This is a genomic window from Maritimimonas sp. 2405UD52-3, from assembly GCF_056591715.1.
In genome coordinates, this window is sequence record NZ_JBWQOL010000008.1 from 66599 (window position 1) to 86364 (window position 19766).

Sequence of the window (19766 nt, forward strand, 5' to 3'; positions counted from 1 at the left end):
TGATGAGGCTCCAAACCTAACATAGCCAATCAATTAATGAAAAATCTTTTTTTTGTTCTCTCCTTGCTACTTGCATTTCAGACAGCAGTAGCACAAAAAAGCCAGTACACCTCCGTTACAAAAAGAGTATATACAACCAAATCTCTTGGTAATGAAAAGCCTCCAGTTATTGATGGCTTAATGGATGATGCAATCTGGAGTTTGGTTGAATGGGATAGTGATTTTATAGAAAATGAGCCAGACGAAAATACCCCACCTACATTTCAAACAAAATTTAAGATTGTTTATGATGATAAGAATTTATACATAGGTATTAAATCACTTGACAACGCACCAGATAGTATTATCAACAGACTTTCAAGAAGAGATGGTTTTGTTGGAGATAGAGTGAATGTTTTAATTGATAGTTACCATGACAAGAGAACAGCTTTTGTGTTTACTACTACTGCGGCAGGTGTAAAAGGAGATGAAATAGTTACTGATAATGGCGATAATATAGATGATAGTTGGAATCCTATTTGGTATACTAAAGCCTCTATTGATAGTGATGGATGGATCGCTGAAATGAAAATACCATTAAGTCAATTGCGGTTTGGAAAAGCTGATGAACAAGTTTGGGGATTAAATGTAGTAAGGCGTATTTTTAGAACCAATGAAACCTCATTATGGCAAAGAATTCCTGCAGACGCGCCAGGGTTTGTAAGTGAAGCAGGTGAGTTACATGGATTGATAGGATTGGTTCCCCAAAAGCAGCTAGAAATACAACCTTTTACGGTTTTACAATATGATACTTTTCCAAAAGAAGACAACAATCCATACAGAGATGGTGACGATTTTACCTTGAATGGAGGTCTGGATGCCAAAATAGGAATTACAAATGATCTCACTCTTGATCTTACTGTAAATCCTGATTTTGGACAAGTGGAAGCTGATCCTGCTGCTATTGCCTTAGATGGTTTTGAAATATTCTTCAGGGAACAGCGCCCATTCTTTGTTGAGAATAAAAACATTTTTGATTTCCGTTTTGGAGGTAATAGAGATAATCTATTTTTTTCAAGAAGAATAGGTAGAAATCCTCAAGGTTCCGTTACTACCGATGGTGATGATTTTATTGATAGATCCTCTAATACAACTATATTAGGAGCTGCTAAATTTAGCGGTAAAACAAAAAACGGATGGTCAATCGGTTTGTTGGAGAGTGTTACATCTAGAGAATTGGCAGAAGTAGCTAATGCGGATGATACCAATGAACGAAGAGAAACCATAATAGAACCATTTACAAATTATTTTGTGGCAAGAGCACAAAAAGATTTTAATGAACGTAATTCGTTTATAGGAGGAATTTTTACGGCTACAAATAGAACACTAGGTAATACATTTAGTTTTGAATTTGATGATGTTATTGAGGAATATGTAGATTCAAATACCAATGAAATTATTGACCCTTTTAATTCGGGTAGAAAAGAAAACAATTTGAATTCTCTTAGAAAGTCCGCCTATACAGGTGGTATAGATTTTAAACATCAATGGAAAGATAGAACCTTTTATATTGAAGGGAATATGATTATGAGTCATGTTCAAGGGAGTGAGGAGTCTATTACGAACACTCAAGAATCACTTACCCATTTGTTTAATAGAGTAGATGCAGATCATGTAGAAGTAGAAACTGATAGAACTTCATTAACAGGAACCGGTGGAAAAATAGAATTCGGTAAATCGGGTAGTGGTAATTTCAGATATGGCATTGGCGGTAACTGGCGATCGCCAGAATTAGAATTGAATGATATTGGATTTTTGCGTCAAGCGGATGAAATTCGTCAATATGCTTGGGTAAATTATAGGATTTTAAAACCGGTAGGCAAGTTTAGAAGTATTTGGGCGGGGTTTAACATGTTCACCAGTTATGATTTTGAAGGAAACTATAATAGAATTCAATACAGGTTAAATAGTTTCTCTGAATTTAAAAACAGATGGGGTATTGAATTTGGACTAATTCACAAACCTAGGATTTTTACGAATACTATTTTAAGAGGCGGCCCTAGATGGCGTTTTTCTGAAGAGAATATCAGCTTTGCTTTTTTAAGTACAGATAGAACTAAAAAGTTTAGTATGTTTGGAGGTTATGTATATTCCTTTGCAAAACAAAATAATTTTTCTTTTTTGCGCTTTGAAGCAGGTATTACTTATCAACCTATTAATTCGTTTAGTTTATCTATAAACCCGGAGTACTCAAGAAATCCGAATAAGACACAATATGTAACTGAAACAGATATTAGCAACGAGCCGAGGTATATTTTAGCAGAAATTGATCAACAGACATTGAGTGCTTCTATTCGATTAAATTATACGATTAATCCCAATTTAACCATACAGTACTATGGTCAACCATTTGTGTCAAGAGGGCGTTATAGTAATTTGAAATACACAGTGGATCCCACCTTATCAAATTATGTGAACCCTGATGACCAATTCATTGATCCAACCGCTGAAGACTTATATGATAGGTTTAGGCAATATGAAAATGATCAGTTTAATTTTAATAATGACGTCTATTCCTTTGATGAAAACCGTGATGGAACAACAGATTATGAAGTAGACAATCCTGATTTTTCATTTGTGCAGTTTCGCTCTAACTTAGTAGTAAGATGGGAATATATTCCCGGATCAGAGATTTTTCTTGTATGGTCACAAGGCGTAACTGGAGATGGAGACCCAAGTGAGCACTTATTTAGAAATCTGGACAATCAGATTTTTGGACAGGAAAAAGAAAACACATTTTTAATTAAAGCCACCTATAGATTTAGACTTTAGGTATCTCTTGTTTTTCATGTCCTACGTGTTCCTTTTTTGCAGCCAATAGATTTTTCTGATATCTTCCCTGTACAATATCAATAAGTACTAAAACAACAATTACAAAATAAAAGGTGGTTTTACTCATTGGTGTTACCGGATTCTCAAATAACTTGAGATGTGCTAAATGACCGCCTTCTGATAACAACATGATTCCCACTATCAATAAAATGAAAAGACCTAGTACTTCATACATTCTATTCTTTTGAAGGAAATTGGCTACTTGATCAGCCATTACTATCATTAAGATACCACCAATAACAATAGCTATAGTCATAAGTATAAGTTGAGGAATATAATCCATGCCACTGGTTAAGGCCATTGCACTTAAAATAGAATCAAAAGAAAACACCAGGTTCATTAGCACTATCCAAAAGATAACCATACGTTCAGTTTTCTTTTTTTTATCATCTGCTGCTTCGTGTTCTTGCATTAACATCATGTGCCAAATTTCTTTGATAGCTGTATAAATAATAAAAACGCCACCACCTAGAACAATAATACTGTGTACATTAAATTCAAATTCAATAATGTTGTTTCCATGCAATGCCAAAAAGGGTTTTTGAAAATATTGAATCAAAGACATCAATGCAAATAGCAGAACAATTCTTAAAACTATGGCCAATCCTACTCCCATTTTGCGAACAAAACTTTGTCGTTCAGCAGGTGCTTTTTTCGATTCTAATGAAATATATAAGAGGTTATCAAAACCCAATACTGCTTGCAATAACACAAGCATAAATAAAGTAAAAAGACTGTCTAGGGTTAATAATTGGTCCATAAATTTTTGGTGATTAAAATTTGAGCAATATTAAATAAAAAAAAGAAAACTGTATCTAATTGTAGATTGTTGTGAGCTTAATGTGCTTCTAACCAGTTATTCCCTATGCCCATATCTACAATTAAAGGAACTTTCAATGAATAGGCATTTTCCATTTCAGATTTAATGATAGGTTTGATAATTTCCAATTCATCTTTGTATGCATCAAATACCAGTTCATCATGCACTTGTAAGAGCATTTTTGATTTAAAACTTTCTTGTTGAAATCTTCTATGAATGTTGATCATGGCTAACTTAATAATATCAGCTGCACTTCCTTGTAAAGGTGCATTTACGGCATTACGTTCTGCAGCACCTCGCACAACGGCATTACGCGAATTAATATCTTTTAGGTAGCGCCTTCTACCAAGAACAGTTTCTACATAACCGTTTTCGCGGGCGAAGTCCACTTGTTTAGAAATATAAGCACGTAGCTTAGGATAAGTTAAATAATAAGTGTCAATCAACTCTTTTGCCTCTGATCTTGATAATGTAGTTTGATTGCTAAGGCCAAAGGCCGAAACACCATAGATGATTCCAAAATTTACAGCTTTGGCATCGCTACGTTGTTGACGACTCACATCTTGTAAAGGCACATTAAAAACTTTAGCAGCTGTTGAAGCATGAATATCTTCACCATTTAAGAACGATTCTATCATTATTTCATCACCGCTCAATGCGGCAATCAATCGCAATTCAATTTGCGAATAATCTGCCGCAAGTAACACATGGTTTTCATCCCTTGGGATGAATGCTTTTCTTACTTGGCGACCTCGTTCTGTGCGAATAGGGATATTCTGTAAATTGGGGTTGTTAGAACTTAAACGACCTGTTGCAGCTACTGCCTGTGCATATACTGTATGTACCCTTCCAGTTTTTGGGTTGATCTCATTTGGCAGAGCATCAACATAAGTGCTTTGTAATTTTTTATACTGGCGCCATTCTAAAATATCTCTTACAATTTCATGATCTTTAGCAAGATAACGTAGCACATCTTCAGCCGTTGAATATTGCCCTGTTTTTGTTTTTTTAGGTTTGTCAACCAGTTTCAATTTGTCAAATAAAATAGGGCCTAATTGTTTTGGAGAAGCTAAATTAAAAGTTTGACCTGCCTGCTCATATATTCCGGATTCAAGCCGGTTGATGTCTTCAGTTAGAACTTTTGAAAACTCTTTTAAGAAGTCAGTATCTAGATTAATACCTTCAATTTCCATAGCCGTTAGTACAGAAACTAATGGAATTTCAACTTCATTAAATAATTTGGTAACATTACCACTTTCAAGTTCTTTTTCAAAGTGTTCTTTGAGCTGTAAAGTGATATCTGAATCTTCCACTGCATATTCCGTTTGCTTTGGTAACTCAACCACGCGCATTGACAATTGGTTTTTTCCCTTTTTACCAATGAGTTCAGTAATAGAAACAGGTTGATAATTCAAATAAGTCTCTGAGAGCACATCCATATTATGACGCATATCTGGATTGATCAGATAATGCGCAATCATGGTATCAAATAATTTCCCTTTTACAGGCATATTATAATTAGATAATACTTTAATGTCGTATTTTAGATTATGCCCAATTTTTTCAATGGATTCACTTTCAAAAAAAGGTCTGAACTCTTCAAGAATAGTTTGTGTTTCTTTTTGATCTCCTGGAAAAGCTACATAGTAACCTTTACCTTTTTCCCATGAAAAAGCAATGCCAATGAGTTCAACCTCAAGGGATTTTAATCCTGTGGTTTCAGTATCAAAGCACACTGATTTTTGTTGCAGTAATTTTTCAAGCAGTAACTTCCGCGAAAGCGAAGTATTGATAAATTGGTAAAAATGTGATGTGTTGGCAATGTTTTTATAACCAGTTATTTCCGCTTCCTTTTGAGTCACAGTTCCTGCACCGGGAGTTGCAAAAAGATCAAACTGCCCACTTGCAGGAGCAGTTTTTTTTACTTTAGGAGTAGGAGTTGTGCTAATAGGTTGTGTTCCGTTTTCTTGATTAAATGTTTTCAAGAAATTTTCGGTTAAGCGACGGAATTCTAATTCAGAAAACACTTCTTTAACAGCGTCAATATTTGGCTCAGAAAGCTCAAAGTCTTTTTCGTCAAACGCTACGGGTACATCTAATAAAATGCGAGCCAGTTTCTTTGAAAGCATTCCCAATTCAGCATTCGCCTCAACTTTTTCTTTCATTTTCCCTTTCAACTCATGTGTGTTGGCCAATAAACCTTCCATGCTTCCATAAGCAGCGATGAACTTTTTTGCAGTTTTCTCACCTACTCCAGGTAAACCGGGAATATTATCAACAGAATCGCCCATCATCCCTAAAAAATCAATTACTTGCTCCGGCCGTTCTACTTCAAATTTGTTTTGTACTTCTTTAACGCCCCATGTTTCATAACCGCCACCAAATGACCTAGGTCGATAAATAAAAATATTTTCAGAAACCAGCTGGGCAAAATCCTTATCTGGCGTTACCATAAAGGTTTGATAACCTTGTTTTTCAGCTTTTTTAGCCAAAGTTCCAATGATATCATCAGCTTCAAAACCTTCCTTGACAATAATAGGAATGTGCATGGCTTTAAGAATTTGCTCAATATAGGGAACAGCTACTTTGATTGCTTCAGGTGTTTCGTCTCGATTAGCCTTGTATTCAGAGAACATTTCTACTCTATCTACACTACCACCTTTATCAAAACATACGGCCAAATGATCTGGTCTTTCACGCTTAATAACATCTAATAAAGAATTTGTAAACCCCATAATAGCTGAGGTGTCAACACCTTTAGAATTGATTCTAGGGTTTTTAATAAACGCATAATAGCCTCTAAAAATCAAGGCGTAGGCATCAAGAAGAAAGAGGCGTTTTTGTTCTGACATTTGTATACATTTGTTGAAGACTATAAAACTACGAAACTTATTTATCGATAAGAAATTAATTAATTTACATTTTGTGGTTTTAATAAATTTTTGGTTTAAATGAATACATACTCAATTGCAATTCATGGTGGAGCAGGAACCCTAATTAAAGGAATGATGACGCATGAACTTGAAATACAATATAATGATGCTTTAAAAGAAGCTTTAAAAAAAGGATACAATCTTCTTGAGCAAGGAAAAACTGCGGTTGATGCTGTTGAAGAAGCAGTAAAATTATTAGAGAATTCTCATTTGTTTAATGCAGGAAAAGGCAGTGTATTCACCGCTGATGGAACTCATGAAATGGATGCCTCTATAATGGATGGAAAAACATTGAATGCTGGAGCGGTTTCTCTAATTACCGGAATAAAAAATCCGATTTCTTTAGCGCGTGATGTGATGGAGAAAAGTGAACATGTTTTTTTAGCTGGTGATGGAGCGATGCAATTTGCTGAACTCCATAATTATGATATTGAAAACCCTGATTATTTCTATGATGCGTTTAGACATAATCAGTGGTTGGAGATAAAAGATACTGATAGTTTTCAGTTAGATCATTCGGTCAAAAAAGATTCAAAATTTGGAACGGTTGGTGCCGTTGCCTGTGATCAAAATGGGAACATCGCAGCCGCTACTTCTACTGGTGGAATGACAAATAAGCGTTTTGGCAGAGTAGGAGATAGCCCCATGATTGGCTCAGGTAATTATGCAAACAACAACACATGTGCCGTAAGTTGTACCGGTAGCGGAGAGTTTTTTATCAGAGGCGTTGTAGCCTATGATGTTTCCTGTTTAATGGAACATAAAAAATTAAGTTTAAAGGATGCTTCCAATGAGGTGATTTATCAACGAATTTTAAATATAAAGGGTGATGGAGGGTTGATAGCTGTTGATGTCATGGGAAACATTGCTATGCCTTTCAATACAGAAGGAATGTACAGGGCTTGTAAATCGTCAAATGGGTTAGAAGAAGTTGCTATTTATAAATAATGGAGGTTAAGCATTTAGGCAATACAAGTTTTGACATTATAATTGAATGCTTTTTGAAGTCATTTGAGAATTACTTTGTAACAATGCCAACAAACCATAATTATTATAGAGATGGTTGGAAAGCGGCAGGGGTAAGATATGATCTTTCCTATGGTATGTTTGATGGTAATAAATTGGTTGGTTTTATAATTAATGCTATTGATAAACGTAAAGGGGAATTGACTGCATATAATTCAGGAACCGGAGTGATTCCTGAATATAGAGGAAGAAGAATAGTAAAGACTATTTATGATTATGTAATTCCGGAATTAATTAAAAATGGAATCACTAAATGCCAATTGGAGGTTATCATAGAAAATAAGAAAGCCATCAAATCTTATGAAAGCATAGGTTTTAAAACCTGCAAACATTACAAATGCTATAAAGGTGCTATTTTACCTGACACCAAACAAGAATTCCGTTTAGAGAAAGTTACATCTAAAACTTTTGATTGGAATCTACTGCCAAATAGTGAGCTATATTCTTGGGACAATCAGAAAAAAAGTTTGATCAATAGGCATTACGATTATTATCTAGCGTTTGTTGATAATAAAATACAATCCTATTTCATAATGGATTCTGAATCAGGCTATGTTGCCCAATTTGAAACATTACTAGGTACGCCTAAAGAATGGAACATACTTTTTTCTGCAATTCGCTTGGTTAAACAAGAGGTCAGGATTAATAATATTGATAACGAGCTATCTGAAAAAATAAAAGAGGTTGAATCTGCCGGATTAAAAAATACGGTAGATCAATATGAGATGGAATTATATTTAAATTAATATAAACCTTGGATAAGAAATTTTCGTCAGTTAGAGTAGGTTTCACAATTGAAATGAGTGAAATCTGTATCGAAAACAAGAAAAATTCTAGTAAAAATCCACTTCTCGATACAATCCACAGTACTCGGGATTACTCGAAGTGACGATACTAAATTCTAAATGAGATTCACGTTAAATTAAATAAACGGAGCCTCAATAGGTAAGACAGTTACTTTCTTGGTAGCGATATCAAAAGTATCTCCATTTGACAGTACATGAACGATAAGATTTGTCATGGTCATAGGTGTACCTTCAGTAAGCAATTTTTCATTATTATGTATAAGGTTGCTACCATCAAAAAGAATGACCATTCCAGAACCTAGTACGGTACAATCTGTTCCATTTTTAATGATGATGCCGGTGTCCTCCGCAAGACCTATTCCTAATTTCTCAGGAAATTTTGCAATGGCTTCAGAAACACGCCCAAAACGACCACGTTGTATAAAATGAGTGTCAATTATAAGTTCTGGAATTAAACTTAAACCTTTGTACATTGTTACTGCACCTTTTATAAAAGCCTCGGTAGCACTTCCACCGGCTATCATTTGATTTGCCATAGCCATAGCACCAGCACTGGTTCCTGCAATTACAAAACCTGTTTCATTTTGGTATCTATCTGCCAAAATAGTATGTATGGTAGTTCCACCAATTTTATCAGTAATCTTAGATTGATCTCCACCAGAAAACATGATACAATTCGCTTCTTTAATAAGATCAATAGAAGTCTTTTTTTCTGAATCTTCCTTGGTTCTTATATCTAACACAGAAACATTGGTACAGCCTAATTTTGTAAAGGCCTTCATATAATTTTCTCCTACTTCAACAGGAATACTTGATGCTGTTGGAATGATCACAATATTAGCTTCTATACCGCCAGCTTGTTTAACCACATGAAATAAAATACCTTCATCAATAAAATCTAACGTGTACGCTTCTCTATCTTGAATACCCTTATCTTCATTTCCTCCTATAGGAATCAATATGCCTTTTGCCATCTTCAAATCTTATATAACCGCGCAAAATTAAACTAATTTTTTAATAGAAAATTGTCTATATTTATAATCTTTCACTCTAATTAAAACTAGCCGATTATGGAAATAAGAAGTATTAATGCTATGCGAGGACCAAACTACTGGTCAATTAGACGTCATAAATTAATTGTAATGGTTCTTGATCTTCAGGAAATGGAAGAGTTTCCTTCAAATAAAATAGATGGATTCAAAGAGCGCTTAGAAAAAATGTTTCCTAGTATGTATGAGCACCGATGTTCGGTTGGTACCCCTGGAGGTTTTTTTCAACGCGTGGAAGAAGGTACATGGATGGGTCATATTATTGAGCATATTGCTTTAGAAATACAGACACTGGCAGGTATGGATGTTGGCTTTGGTCGTACAAGGGGATATGGAGAAGAAGGTGTTTATAATGTGGTTTTTGCTTATATGGAAGAGTCCGTAGGACGTTATGCTGCAAAAGCTTCTGTTCGTATTTGTGAGGCTTTAATAAAGGGAGAAGAGTATGATATGTCTGAAGACATTCAAGAAATGAGAGAGCTTCGCGAGGCCGATCGTTTGGGACCTAGCACAGGTTCTATTGTTGCTGAGGCTGAAGCGAGAGGTATCCCTTGGATTCGATTAAATAAGTACTCTTTATGTCAATTGGGATATGGGGCAAATCAGAAAAGAATTCAAGCAACAGTAACCAGTGAAACCAGTAGTATAGGTGTAGAATTGGCCTGTGATAAAGAGGATACAAAATATTTGTTAGAGCAGGCAGAAGTTGAAGTACCAAAAGGAGATATTATCAGAAGGGAACGCTCTTTAGAAAGTGCTTGTAATTATGTTGGCTACCCATTGGTTATTAAGCCTATAGATGGAAATCATGGACGAGGAATTACCGTAAATATCCAAAATTATGAAGATGCCTTAGAAGCGTTCCACCAAGCCAAAGAGAGTTCAAAAAGTGGTGTTATTATCGTAGAAAAATTTATAGTGGGTGATGATTATAGACTTTTGGTGATTAATAATAAATTAGTTGCAGCTGCAAAAAGAACACCAGCACATGTTATTGGTGATGGAAAATCTTCAATTCAAGAATTAATTGATGAAGTGAATAAAGATCCTCGTCGTGGTTATGGCCATGAAAAAGTACTCACACAAATAACCACTAATGAGCTTACAAAAACAATAATTAAGGATGCAGGTTATACGCTTGATACCGTACTAAAAGAAGGGGAATGGTTTGCATTAAAAGATACTGCTAATTTAAGCACCGGAGGCACTGCAGAGGATGTTACAGATATTGTACATCCTGCTAATGTAGCTATGGCAGAACGCATTTCTAAGATCATTGATTTAGATATTTGTGGTATTGATGTCATGACTACTGATATTACGAAGCCCTTATCTGAAACAGGGGGAGCTGTTCTTGAGGTAAATGCGGGCCCCGGATTTAGAATGCATTTAGCACCTACAGAAGGCTTGCCTAGAAATGTAGCTGCGCCAGTAATTGATAAATTATTTCCTCAAAAAGGAGATACAGGCCGTATTCCTATTATTGCTACTTCCGGTACCAACGGAAAAACAACCACAACACGATTGATAGCGCATATAGCTAAAATGAAAGGATATAGAGTGGGTTATACGACCAGTGATGGAGTTTATATTCAAAATAGATTGTTAATGACTGGTGATTGCACTGGTCCTGCAAGTACTGAGTTTGTGCTGAGAGATCCTACCGTAAATTTTGCAGTTTTAGAATGCGCTAGAGGAGGCCTGTTAAGAGCAGGTTTAGGGTTTAAAAAATGTGATGTGGCGGTGGTAACTAATGTAGCTGCAGACCATTTAGGATTAAAAGGAATTCATACTATAGAGCAATTAGCAAAGGTAAAGGCTGTGGTTCCTGAAACGGTATTACCAGACGGTTATGCTATTTTAAATGCAGATGATGACTTGGTGTATGATATGCGTAGAAATGTGGAGTGCAATGTTGCTTTATTTTCTATGGACGAAAATAACCCTCGCGTGAAGGCATTGCAACGTAAAGGTGGTATTACCGCTGTTTATGAAAATGGATATGTCACCATATGTAGGGGAGAATGGAAAATGCGTTTAATGAAAGCAGAAAATATTCCGTTGACCTACGGAGGTAAGGCTAAATTTATGATCCAAAATGTCTTAGGAGCCATATTAGCAGCACACGTACAAGAGATAAGCATTGAAGATATAAAAGCCGGGTTAGAAACATTTATACCGTCAGCTTCACAAACGCCGGGACGTTTGAACCTATTTAAGTTCAATGACTTTTCAATTTTATTGGATTATGCACATAACCCCGCTGGCATGCGTGCACTTCAAAAGTTCACAGATGAATTAGAAGCTACTGTTAAAGTTGGTATTATTGCTGGAATAGGTGATAGGCGTGTTGAAGATAATAATGAGATGGGTAGCATAGCTGCTGAAATGTTTGATGAGATAATTATCCGTCAAGATAAACGCCTACGCGGAAAAACAGAAAAGGAGCTCATTAAGATGTTGAATGATGGCATAAAAATGAAAGATCCTAATAAGAAAACTACAATTATTCCTTCAGAAAAAGAAGCGATTAAACATGCTGTTAAACATGCCGAAAAAGGATCACTCATCATACTTTGCAGTGATGTAATACCGGATGCTTTAGATTTGGTAAAAGAGTTTAAAGAAAAAGAATCTAAGGGTGAGTTAATGTTTGCAGAATAGCAATGCTATAAGTCATATTTTTTGAATTTACTTTATGAAATGATCTGATTCTAGGTTTTCATTTTTATGCTCTTGGTATTTTGTCATGCTAAAATCTTTATGAATAGAAAAAGACCCAGTCTCACCATTTTTATTGACAGCTATATAACCAACTTGAAAATTTTTATAATCACTATTGGGTTTATTTACAATTCTGTTAATGGCTTCTTCGCAAGCTTTTTGTGGAGATTTTCCTTGACGCATCAACTCAACTACTAAAAAGCTTCCTACAGTTTTCACAACCTCTTCTCCAAGTCCGGTTGCCACACAAGCGCCAATTTGATTATCAACAAATAATCCGGATCCTATTATTGGAGAATCTCCTACGCGCCCTGCCATTTTATAAGCCAGACCACTTGTGGTACATCCACCAGAAATATCTCCATTTTTATCAATGACTAACATTCCTATAGTGTCATGATTTTCTATATTAATAATGGGCTTATATTCGCTTTTTATTTTCCATGCATCCCAGGCTTTTTTTGAAGCTTCAGTCAATAAATTTTCTGGTTTTATTCCAATAGAAACGGCAAATTCTTCAGCGCCTTTTCCTGCCAACATTACATGAGGCGTATCTTCCATTACTTTTCTTGCTACAGAAATAGCATGTGTAATGTTCTTTAGATATACTACAGAACCACAATTACCATTTTTATCCATAATACAGGCATCTAGTGTAACATTTCCGTCTCTATCTGGTAATCCACCTTTTCCTACCGATGAATTTTTAATATCGGCTTCTTCAACCATACAGCCTTGCTCTATTGCATCAAGAGAATTCCCACCATTTTGTAATACTTCCCATGCTTTAGCTGTAGCGTTGGGTACATTCCAAGTTGCAATGACCAAAGGAAGACTTGCCTTTGACTCCGCAGATGCAATTTCCGTTGTATTGGTTTTCTTATTTTGTTCACATGCAATAGCTGACCCTGAAATAGCTAAACCAACTCCTGTTAAAGAGGCGTTTTTTATAAAATTACGACGCTTCATATCTGTATGTTTTTTACTTACATTAGCAAGATACCAAAAAGGATGGAATGCTCTTAGAAGTTTGTGCGAATTCATATCAATCAGCATTGAACGCTCAGATAGCTGGTGCTCAAAGAATAGAGCTTTGTGAAAATTTAAGTATAGGAGGTGTTACGCCTAGTACAGATTTGATAAAGAAAGTTATTCAAGAAATTTCTATTCCTGTTTTTGCGCTAATACGACCCCGTGGCGGGAATTTTGTTTATTCTATAGAAGAGTTTCAAGAGATGAAGCAAAGTATTTTAATGTGTAAAGAATTAGGATGTCATGGAATTGTTTCAGGGGTTTTAAAAAATGATAGTACAATTGATAGCAAACGAACAAACGAATTGATTGAATTGTCAAGACCCTTGCCGTTCACATTTCACAGGGCATTTGATGAGGTGAATGACCCAATAAAAGCATTCAAAATATTAATCGAGATGGGTGTAGACCGTTTGCTTACCTCAGGACAAGAGTCAACAGCTGAAAAAGGAGTTGCACTATTAAAGCAATTAAAAGGCGAAGCTCAAAATAAAATTCTAGTTCTTCCGGGAAGCGGTATAAATCCTAAAAATGCTGCTTTATTTAGAGAAAGTGGGTTTGCTGAAATTCATAGCTCTGCCAGAGATAAAGAAGATAAAGAGGGAGAATACGGGAATCATTCTAGTCAGCGCGTAATAAAAGAACTACTTACGATAATTTCCTAAATGTTGCATCTTTAACAGTTTGCTAAGGTTTTTGAAAGTATGAATTGGTATTTTTGCTGAAATTTTGATACAAAACATTGTGTTACGCTGGATATTTTTTATTGCTTTTTACTTAGTTATTGATTTCTATGCTTTTCAAGCTTTTAAAACCACCTTTAGAAATAGGTGGTTGCATGTTATTTATTGGTTATTAACAGTACTGGTTATTTCTAATTTTGTATACCAACTGGTTACCTTTAATAGAAATATTGGCCTTACAACAACCGTAAACAATTCTATAGGGTTTTTCTTAACCCTCTTTGTTCCTAAGCTATTTATTGTGCTTTTTATGTTTGGTGAAGACATTATTCGAGTACCGCAAGGTATGTATCGTTGGGCTACTGAAGGAAAAGTACCTGACGGCACCTACTTACCCTCACGTAGGAAGTTTGTGAGTCAGATTGCTTTAGGCTTGGCAGCAATACCTTTTGCATCATTACTTTATGGTATGTTTCAAGGGAAATATAATTTTAAGGTATTAAAATATGCGCTTGAATTTGAAGACTTGCCAGATGCTTTTGACGGATTTCAGATCACACAAATATCAGATATTCATAGTGGAAGTTTTGATAATAAAAAGAAAATTGAATATGGTATTGATTTGATCAATCAACAAGATTCTGATGTGATTTTATTTACCGGCGATATGGTAAATAACCGTGCTGATGAAATGAAACCCTGGTTGGATTCTTTTAAAAAGTTGAATGCTAAAAGAGGTATGTTTTCTGTCTTAGGGAATCATGATTATGGAGATTACATTCAGTGGAAAAGCGGTGAAGCTAAAGAACAGAACTTAGAATCGCTCAAGGACATACAAAAGGAAATTGGATTTGATCTTTTGTTAAATGAACACAGGTTTTTAGAAAAAGATGGTCAAAAAATTGCCTTAGTTGGTGTAGAAAATTGGGGAGCAGGAGGTTTTAAAAAAGCGGGTGACCTAAAAAAAGCTGCCAATGGCGTTGAAACTGGCGATTTTAAAATTTTATTGAGTCATGACCCTAGTCATTGGGAAGAAGAAGTAAAGAAGGATAATCAACATTTTCATTTAACTTTAAGTGGTCATACGCATGGTATGCAATTCGGAATTGAAATTCCCGGTTGGATCAAATGGAGCCCTGTGAAATGGCGCTATAAGCACTGGGCAGGTATTTATGAAGAAGCAGGAAGGTTTATTAATGTCAATAGGGGGTTTGGTTTTTTGGCGTATCCTGGAAGAGTAGGTATATGGCCAGAAATTAGTGTAATAACGCTAAAGAAAAAGAAATCAGATCATGCTTAGCGTGAAGAATAATGATGTTAAGATGATTTAAAGGCTTGAAAAAGAGTTGAAAGCATTTGATTAATCAAAAAGTATATTATATTTGTAGGTATATGGTGTGAGTGCCAAAAATTTCATGCTTATGGCAAAGTTTGGAGAGTTAATCAATTCTAGCATTCCAACGCTTATCGATTTTTATGCGGACTGGAATGAGAACAATACCAGTTTACATGCTGTACTACGCGATGTTGCTGCGGCTTTAGGTGATAAAGCTAAGGTGATTAAGATAGATATTGATAAGAATGAAACTTTAGCCAATGCACTTCGAATCAAAGGAAACCCTACTTTTATTATCTACAAAAATGGCGAAATGAAATGGCGCCAATCTGGTGAGCAGGATGCGAATACATTGATTAGTCTGGTACAGCAGTATATTTAATTTGTCATTCTGAGCGAAGCCGAAGAATCTTTCTATTCAATTTAAACTTTTAAAATGATAACCTAGTCTAGAAAAATGTTCTAGCACTTTGGGCAAAGCATAGAGCATGTTTTTTGATGCTTTTACACTATCATGAAATACAACAATACTTCCTGGTGATGTATTCTTAATCACATTTTTAAGCACTTTTTCTTGAGACTCATTCGCTTCCCAGTCATAAGATATGACATCCCACATAATGATCTGGTAACCTTGCTTTCTTAGTTGTCTACCTTGAGAAGGTTTTATTTTTCCGTATGGAGGTCTAAATAGTTTTGAATTTTGAGTTATGAGTTTAGAGTTTAAGGCATGAGATTTAAAATTCTCAATTGTATTTTCTGCTTTTATAGTATTTTTTAAATACTCTTTTGTATTTGTAACCCAACCTTTCACATGATTATAAGTATGGTTGCCAGTAGAATGCCCTTCGTTTAGAATTTGCTTAAAAATTTCAGGGTTTTCTTCTACATTTTCCCCTATACAAAAGAAAGTAGCTTGTGCATTATACGTATTTAGAAGATCTAATACTTTTTCTGTCACCTTAGGTGTAGGTCCATCATCAAAAGTGAGGTAGATTTCCTTTTTTTCTGTTGAGATATTCCAGACATAATTAGGAAATAGTTGCTTTAATAGCCAGGGTGTTTTAACGTTTAAAAGTCTCAATTTATTTATTCAGTAACTCCCAAATGCTTTTTAAGTTTATTAGCTGTTTCTTGATCAAAATCTTCAGCAGTTGATATAAGACTTTGGTACATATAAAGTGTATTTCTTGCATCTTCAAAATACAACTCCATATCATCTTCGCTTAAACTATTAAAATACTCAATTCTGTCTAGAAAAATATCTGCTAATGTGTTAATTACATTTCTTGCCTTCTCTTGTTTTCCTATTTTATAATAATATTCAGGATAACCTAGCATTATACTATAATGACCATAACGTTTAATTGGCATTTTTTCAATAGAAAGATCTAGTATTTCTTCAGCTTTATCATTTTTACCTTCTTTGATCAAAGCTTCAGCCAGACGAACCAGATTGTTTCTAAATGAAATTCCATTTTTACGTGTTTCTACATCCACATAAATGTCGTCACTATTTGAATTTTTCCAATCCCATTTCTTGACATTATTATACATAACATCAGTATTGATGCGACCAATGTCAAGAATACTTCTATCACGTCCATCTTCATATTTACTAGAGGTTTTAATAGGTACAAATTTGTAGGCCAAACCATCTAACTGAAGGTAGTCTTTCAACCAAATATATTCTTCAGAAGCATATGCACCCCCGGTAAAATAAATAGGGCGCTCCCAATTAGCATTGGCAAGTACATCTAGCATTAATATTCTATTTTTTACCAAGCCATTTTCGTCAATATCAAAATCAATATATGGTAAAATCTTATCAGCATCTTCAGGAGCAACAATACCATTTTTGAGTACCTTTTCTTTATCTACGTATAGTCGTAGTTTATTGGTTGGATAAATTTTTTCAGGTGTACCATCATCATCCAAGTCTATAGAGGTTCTATCACCATCACTAGACATCCATTTCATGAAGAAATCAAGATCAACTCTATTTTCAACAGGTTTATCAGGTTGCGTTTCATCAATTGAAAAAAGATTGGCAGTGTCTTTTACAGCTACGGCTTTTAAATCTAACGGTATGTGATATGCGACATCTAGCGTACCTGTTCTGTATTGTTCATGTGTTAATTGAGAAGGAATAGGATCAGCATCATAAGTTTTGCGTTTTTGCTGGTCTATATACCAGTCGGTAGCAAATAAACTTGTGTTCACAAGTTTGATATCGGTTCTGTAATCTTCGACCTCTTGCATATACCATAATGGGAAGGTATCATTGTCACCAATGGTAAACATAATTGCATTTTCTTGACATGAATCTAAGTAGGCTTTTGCATTGTTCCAGGTTGCATATCTGCCAGAACGGTCATGATCATCCCAATTTTCTGAAGCCATTAAGGTAGGTACCGCCAACAAAGAAACAATAGTCAATCCTGAAGCTAATGTTTTATGATTGAGTTTGTCTTTAAATTGTTCGTATAAAGCAAGCACACCAAAACCTATCCAAATGGCGAAAATATAGAAAGACCCTACTACTGCGTAGTCGCGTTCACGTGGTTCAAAAGGTTTCGGATTTGTATAGAATATAATGGCCAATCCCGTAAAGGCAAAGAATAACAACAGAACATAAAAATTCTTTTTGTCAAATTTAATATGGAAAAGCAAGCCAATAATCCCTAGAATCAATGGTAGGAAATAATAAGTATTGCGCCCCTTGTTATCTTTCATTTCATCAGGCAGATTGTCTTGCGAACCTAAGCGTATACTATCAATAAAATTGATGCCACTTAACCAATTACCATTATTATCTAGTTGTCCTTGAATATCATTTTGGCGCCCCACAAAGTTCCACATAAAATAGCGTCCGTACATATACCCAAACTGATACTGAAACATGAATTTTAGGTTTTCACCAAAAGTTGGTCGACGTTTACTACGTGAGGGAATTCCTGCTACGGCTTTGTAGTTAGCCACAACACTTGGCGAAGGATCTACCATACGAGGAATGAATCCCTTGTGTTTATCAGTATAGTTTGGCAGGGCATTTTTCCATTTATTAACGATTACATACTTACATGCTTTTTCATCTTTTTCATATTTAGGCTTGTCATCTCTATACGGATCTTTAGGATCTTGCTGGCGCGTCTCTGAATAATAAGAATCATAAAAGATATTGGCATCGCCATATTGTTCCCTATTATAGTAGGCTAATAATTCTCGTGCACTTGACGGATTGTTTTCGTTGATCGTTGTGTTGGCATTTGCACGAATAGGTAACATAAGCCAAGATGAGAATCCTATCATACAAAACAAGAGACACAGGACTAAAAGATTGGCATTGTACAACTGTTTTTTTCTGGTATATCTAATTGCAAAATAGAAGGCCGCAACTAATAAAATACCAGCAATAATACTTCCTGAATTAAAAGGTAAACCTACTGTGTTGACAAAGAATAACTCTAAAGCACTAAAATAAGCCAGGGTATATGGAAATAGGAATTTAAACACAAATACCAGAATGAATACTGCTACTATGTTGGCTATGATGAATTTTTTGGAAGTAATATTGTCATAACGTTTGTAGAAATAAATAAATGCTATGGAGGGAATCACTAATAAGGATAAAATATGAACTCCAAAAGACAGCCCCACAACAAAACTAATGAGTAATAACCATTTATTACCTCGGTGTTCATCCATTTCGGCTTCCCATCGTAAGCCCAACCAAAATAATAATGCCATCAAGAAAGATGACATTGCATACACTTCACCTTCAACAGCACTAAACCAAAAACTATCTGAAAAAGTATAGGCTAAAGCACCTACTAATCCACTACCAAGTACGGCAATTGACTTGCCTGAAGTAGCTTCTTCAATATTTCCTGTAATTTTTCGAGCCAATGCAGTGATTGTCCAAAACAAGAATAAAATGGTAAATGCACTGGCTAAAGCCGACATGAAATTCACCATTTTGGCTATTTGAGTAACATCATTGGTAAACACGGCAAAGAAAGCACCTAGCATTTGAAATAATGGTGCTCCTGGTGGATGACCAATTTCTAATTTTACAGCTGTAGAAATATATTCACCACAGTCCCAATAACTCACGGTAGGTTCAAGTGTTAAGGTATATGTTATCAAAGCAATTGCAAAAGCTACCCACCCAAAAATGATGTTTAACTTTTTATAATTGAGGTCTTTCATTTACACAAATTTAAGCTGTGGGCGAATTTACTAATAATAATCGATTGTCTTCGCTAAAATATTGTTATCATCTGAGGTAAAATCTACTAAATATGTGTTAAAGTTGGTGTTGAAATTTTTCAGTAAAATATTTGTTGAATTAAAAGTTTGCTTTAAATTTGCACCCGCATTGGCCCATGGTGTAATGGTAACACTCCGGTTTTTGGTACCGTCATTCTAGGTTCGAGTCCTAGTGGGCCAACATATATACAGCTCTAAATGTTTGGTTTTAAAT

The 19766-nt window shown here is 35.1% G+C and carries 13 protein-coding genes and 1 tRNA gene; 8 read left to right on the forward strand and 6 right to left on the reverse strand.

The features are described from left to right. The first annotated feature begins 36 nt into the window (after positions 1-36). Positions 37-2811, forward strand: coding sequence for a DUF5916 domain-containing protein (locus tag AC1EU5_RS15435; RefSeq protein WP_480193319.1), 2775 nt, complete (start codon positions 37-39; stop codon positions 2809-2811). On the opposite strand, the gene AC1EU5_RS15440 is transcribed toward AC1EU5_RS15435, so the two are convergent. Continuing rightward, the gene (locus tag AC1EU5_RS15440) at positions 2801-3631 is read right to left on the reverse strand and encodes a TerC family protein (protein WP_480193320.1); all 831 of its coding nucleotides are present in this window, start codon (positions 3629-3631) and stop codon (positions 2801-2803) included. The genes AC1EU5_RS15435 and AC1EU5_RS15440 overlap by 11 nt on opposite strands. 77 nt (positions 3632-3708) lie before the next feature. After that, entirely contained in the window at positions 3709-6543 is a 2835-nt protein-coding gene (polA, locus tag AC1EU5_RS15445) for a DNA polymerase I (RefSeq protein WP_480193321.1), read from the reverse strand. 99 nt (positions 6544-6642) lie between these two features. On the opposite strand from polA, the gene AC1EU5_RS15450 reads away from it, so the two are divergent. Both AC1EU5_RS15450 and AC1EU5_RS15455 read left to right on the forward strand, forming a co-directional pair. Continuing rightward, entirely contained in the window at positions 6643-7572 is a 930-nt protein-coding gene (locus AC1EU5_RS15450) for an isoaspartyl peptidase/L-asparaginase family protein (RefSeq protein WP_480193322.1), read from the forward strand. Between the two features lie 83 nt (positions 7573-7655). Beyond that, positions 7656-8396 (forward strand): GNAT family N-acetyltransferase, encoded by a 741-nt coding sequence (locus AC1EU5_RS15455; protein ID WP_480193323.1) that lies wholly within the window; start codon positions 7656-7658, stop codon positions 8394-8396. 176 nt (positions 8397-8572) lie between these two features. Here AC1EU5_RS15455 and AC1EU5_RS15460 read toward each other — a convergent pair whose 3' ends face one another. Further along, entirely contained in the window at positions 8573-9430 is an 858-nt protein-coding gene (locus AC1EU5_RS15460; RefSeq protein WP_480193324.1) for a cyanophycinase, read from the reverse strand. Positions 9431-9526: 96 nt separating this feature from the next. Between AC1EU5_RS15460 and cphA the strand changes: the two genes are divergently transcribed. Next, complete coding sequence (cphA, locus tag AC1EU5_RS15465; protein WP_480193325.1) at positions 9527-12169, forward strand: cyanophycin synthetase; 2643 nt, start codon at positions 9527-9529, stop codon at positions 12167-12169. 27 nt (positions 12170-12196) lie between these two features. On the opposite strand, the gene AC1EU5_RS15470 is transcribed toward cphA, so the two are convergent. After that, the gene (locus tag AC1EU5_RS15470; RefSeq protein ID WP_480193326.1) at positions 12197-13198 is read right to left on the reverse strand and encodes a glycosylasparaginase; all 1002 of its coding nucleotides are present in this window, start codon (positions 13196-13198) and stop codon (positions 12197-12199) included. A 47-nt stretch (positions 13199-13245) separates the two neighbouring features. On the opposite strand from AC1EU5_RS15470, the gene AC1EU5_RS15475 reads away from it, so the two are divergent. From AC1EU5_RS15475 to AC1EU5_RS15485, 3 genes are all read left to right on the forward strand, one after another. After that, positions 13246-13926: a copper homeostasis protein CutC gene (locus AC1EU5_RS15475; protein WP_480193327.1), complete on the forward strand. Its 681-nt coding sequence runs from the start codon at positions 13246-13248 to the stop codon at positions 13924-13926. Positions 13927-14005: 79 nt separating this feature from the next. Then, positions 14006-15244, forward strand: a complete 1239-nt coding sequence (locus AC1EU5_RS15480; RefSeq protein ID WP_480193370.1) for a metallophosphoesterase — start codon at positions 14006-14008, stop codon at positions 15242-15244. 121 nt (positions 15245-15365) lie between these two features. Beyond that, a complete protein-coding gene (locus AC1EU5_RS15485; protein WP_480193328.1) occupies positions 15366-15662 on the forward strand; it encodes a thioredoxin family protein in 297 nt (98 codons plus the stop codon). 36 nt (positions 15663-15698) lie between these two features. Here the strand turns inward: AC1EU5_RS15485 and AC1EU5_RS15490 are convergent, their stop codons facing one another. Next, a complete protein-coding gene (locus AC1EU5_RS15490) occupies positions 15699-16364 on the reverse strand; it encodes a polysaccharide deacetylase family protein (RefSeq protein ID WP_480193329.1) in 666 nt (221 codons plus the stop codon). 5 nt (positions 16365-16369) lie between these two features. Continuing rightward, entirely contained in the window at positions 16370-19492 is a 3123-nt protein-coding gene (locus AC1EU5_RS15495) for a glycosyltransferase family 117 protein (protein ID WP_480193330.1), read from the reverse strand. A gap of 170 nt (positions 19493-19662) precedes the next feature. Here AC1EU5_RS15495 and AC1EU5_RS15500 point away from each other — a divergent pair. Further along, positions 19663-19733, forward strand: a tRNA-Gln gene (locus tag AC1EU5_RS15500). The last annotated feature ends 33 nt before the right edge of the window (positions 19734-19766 follow it).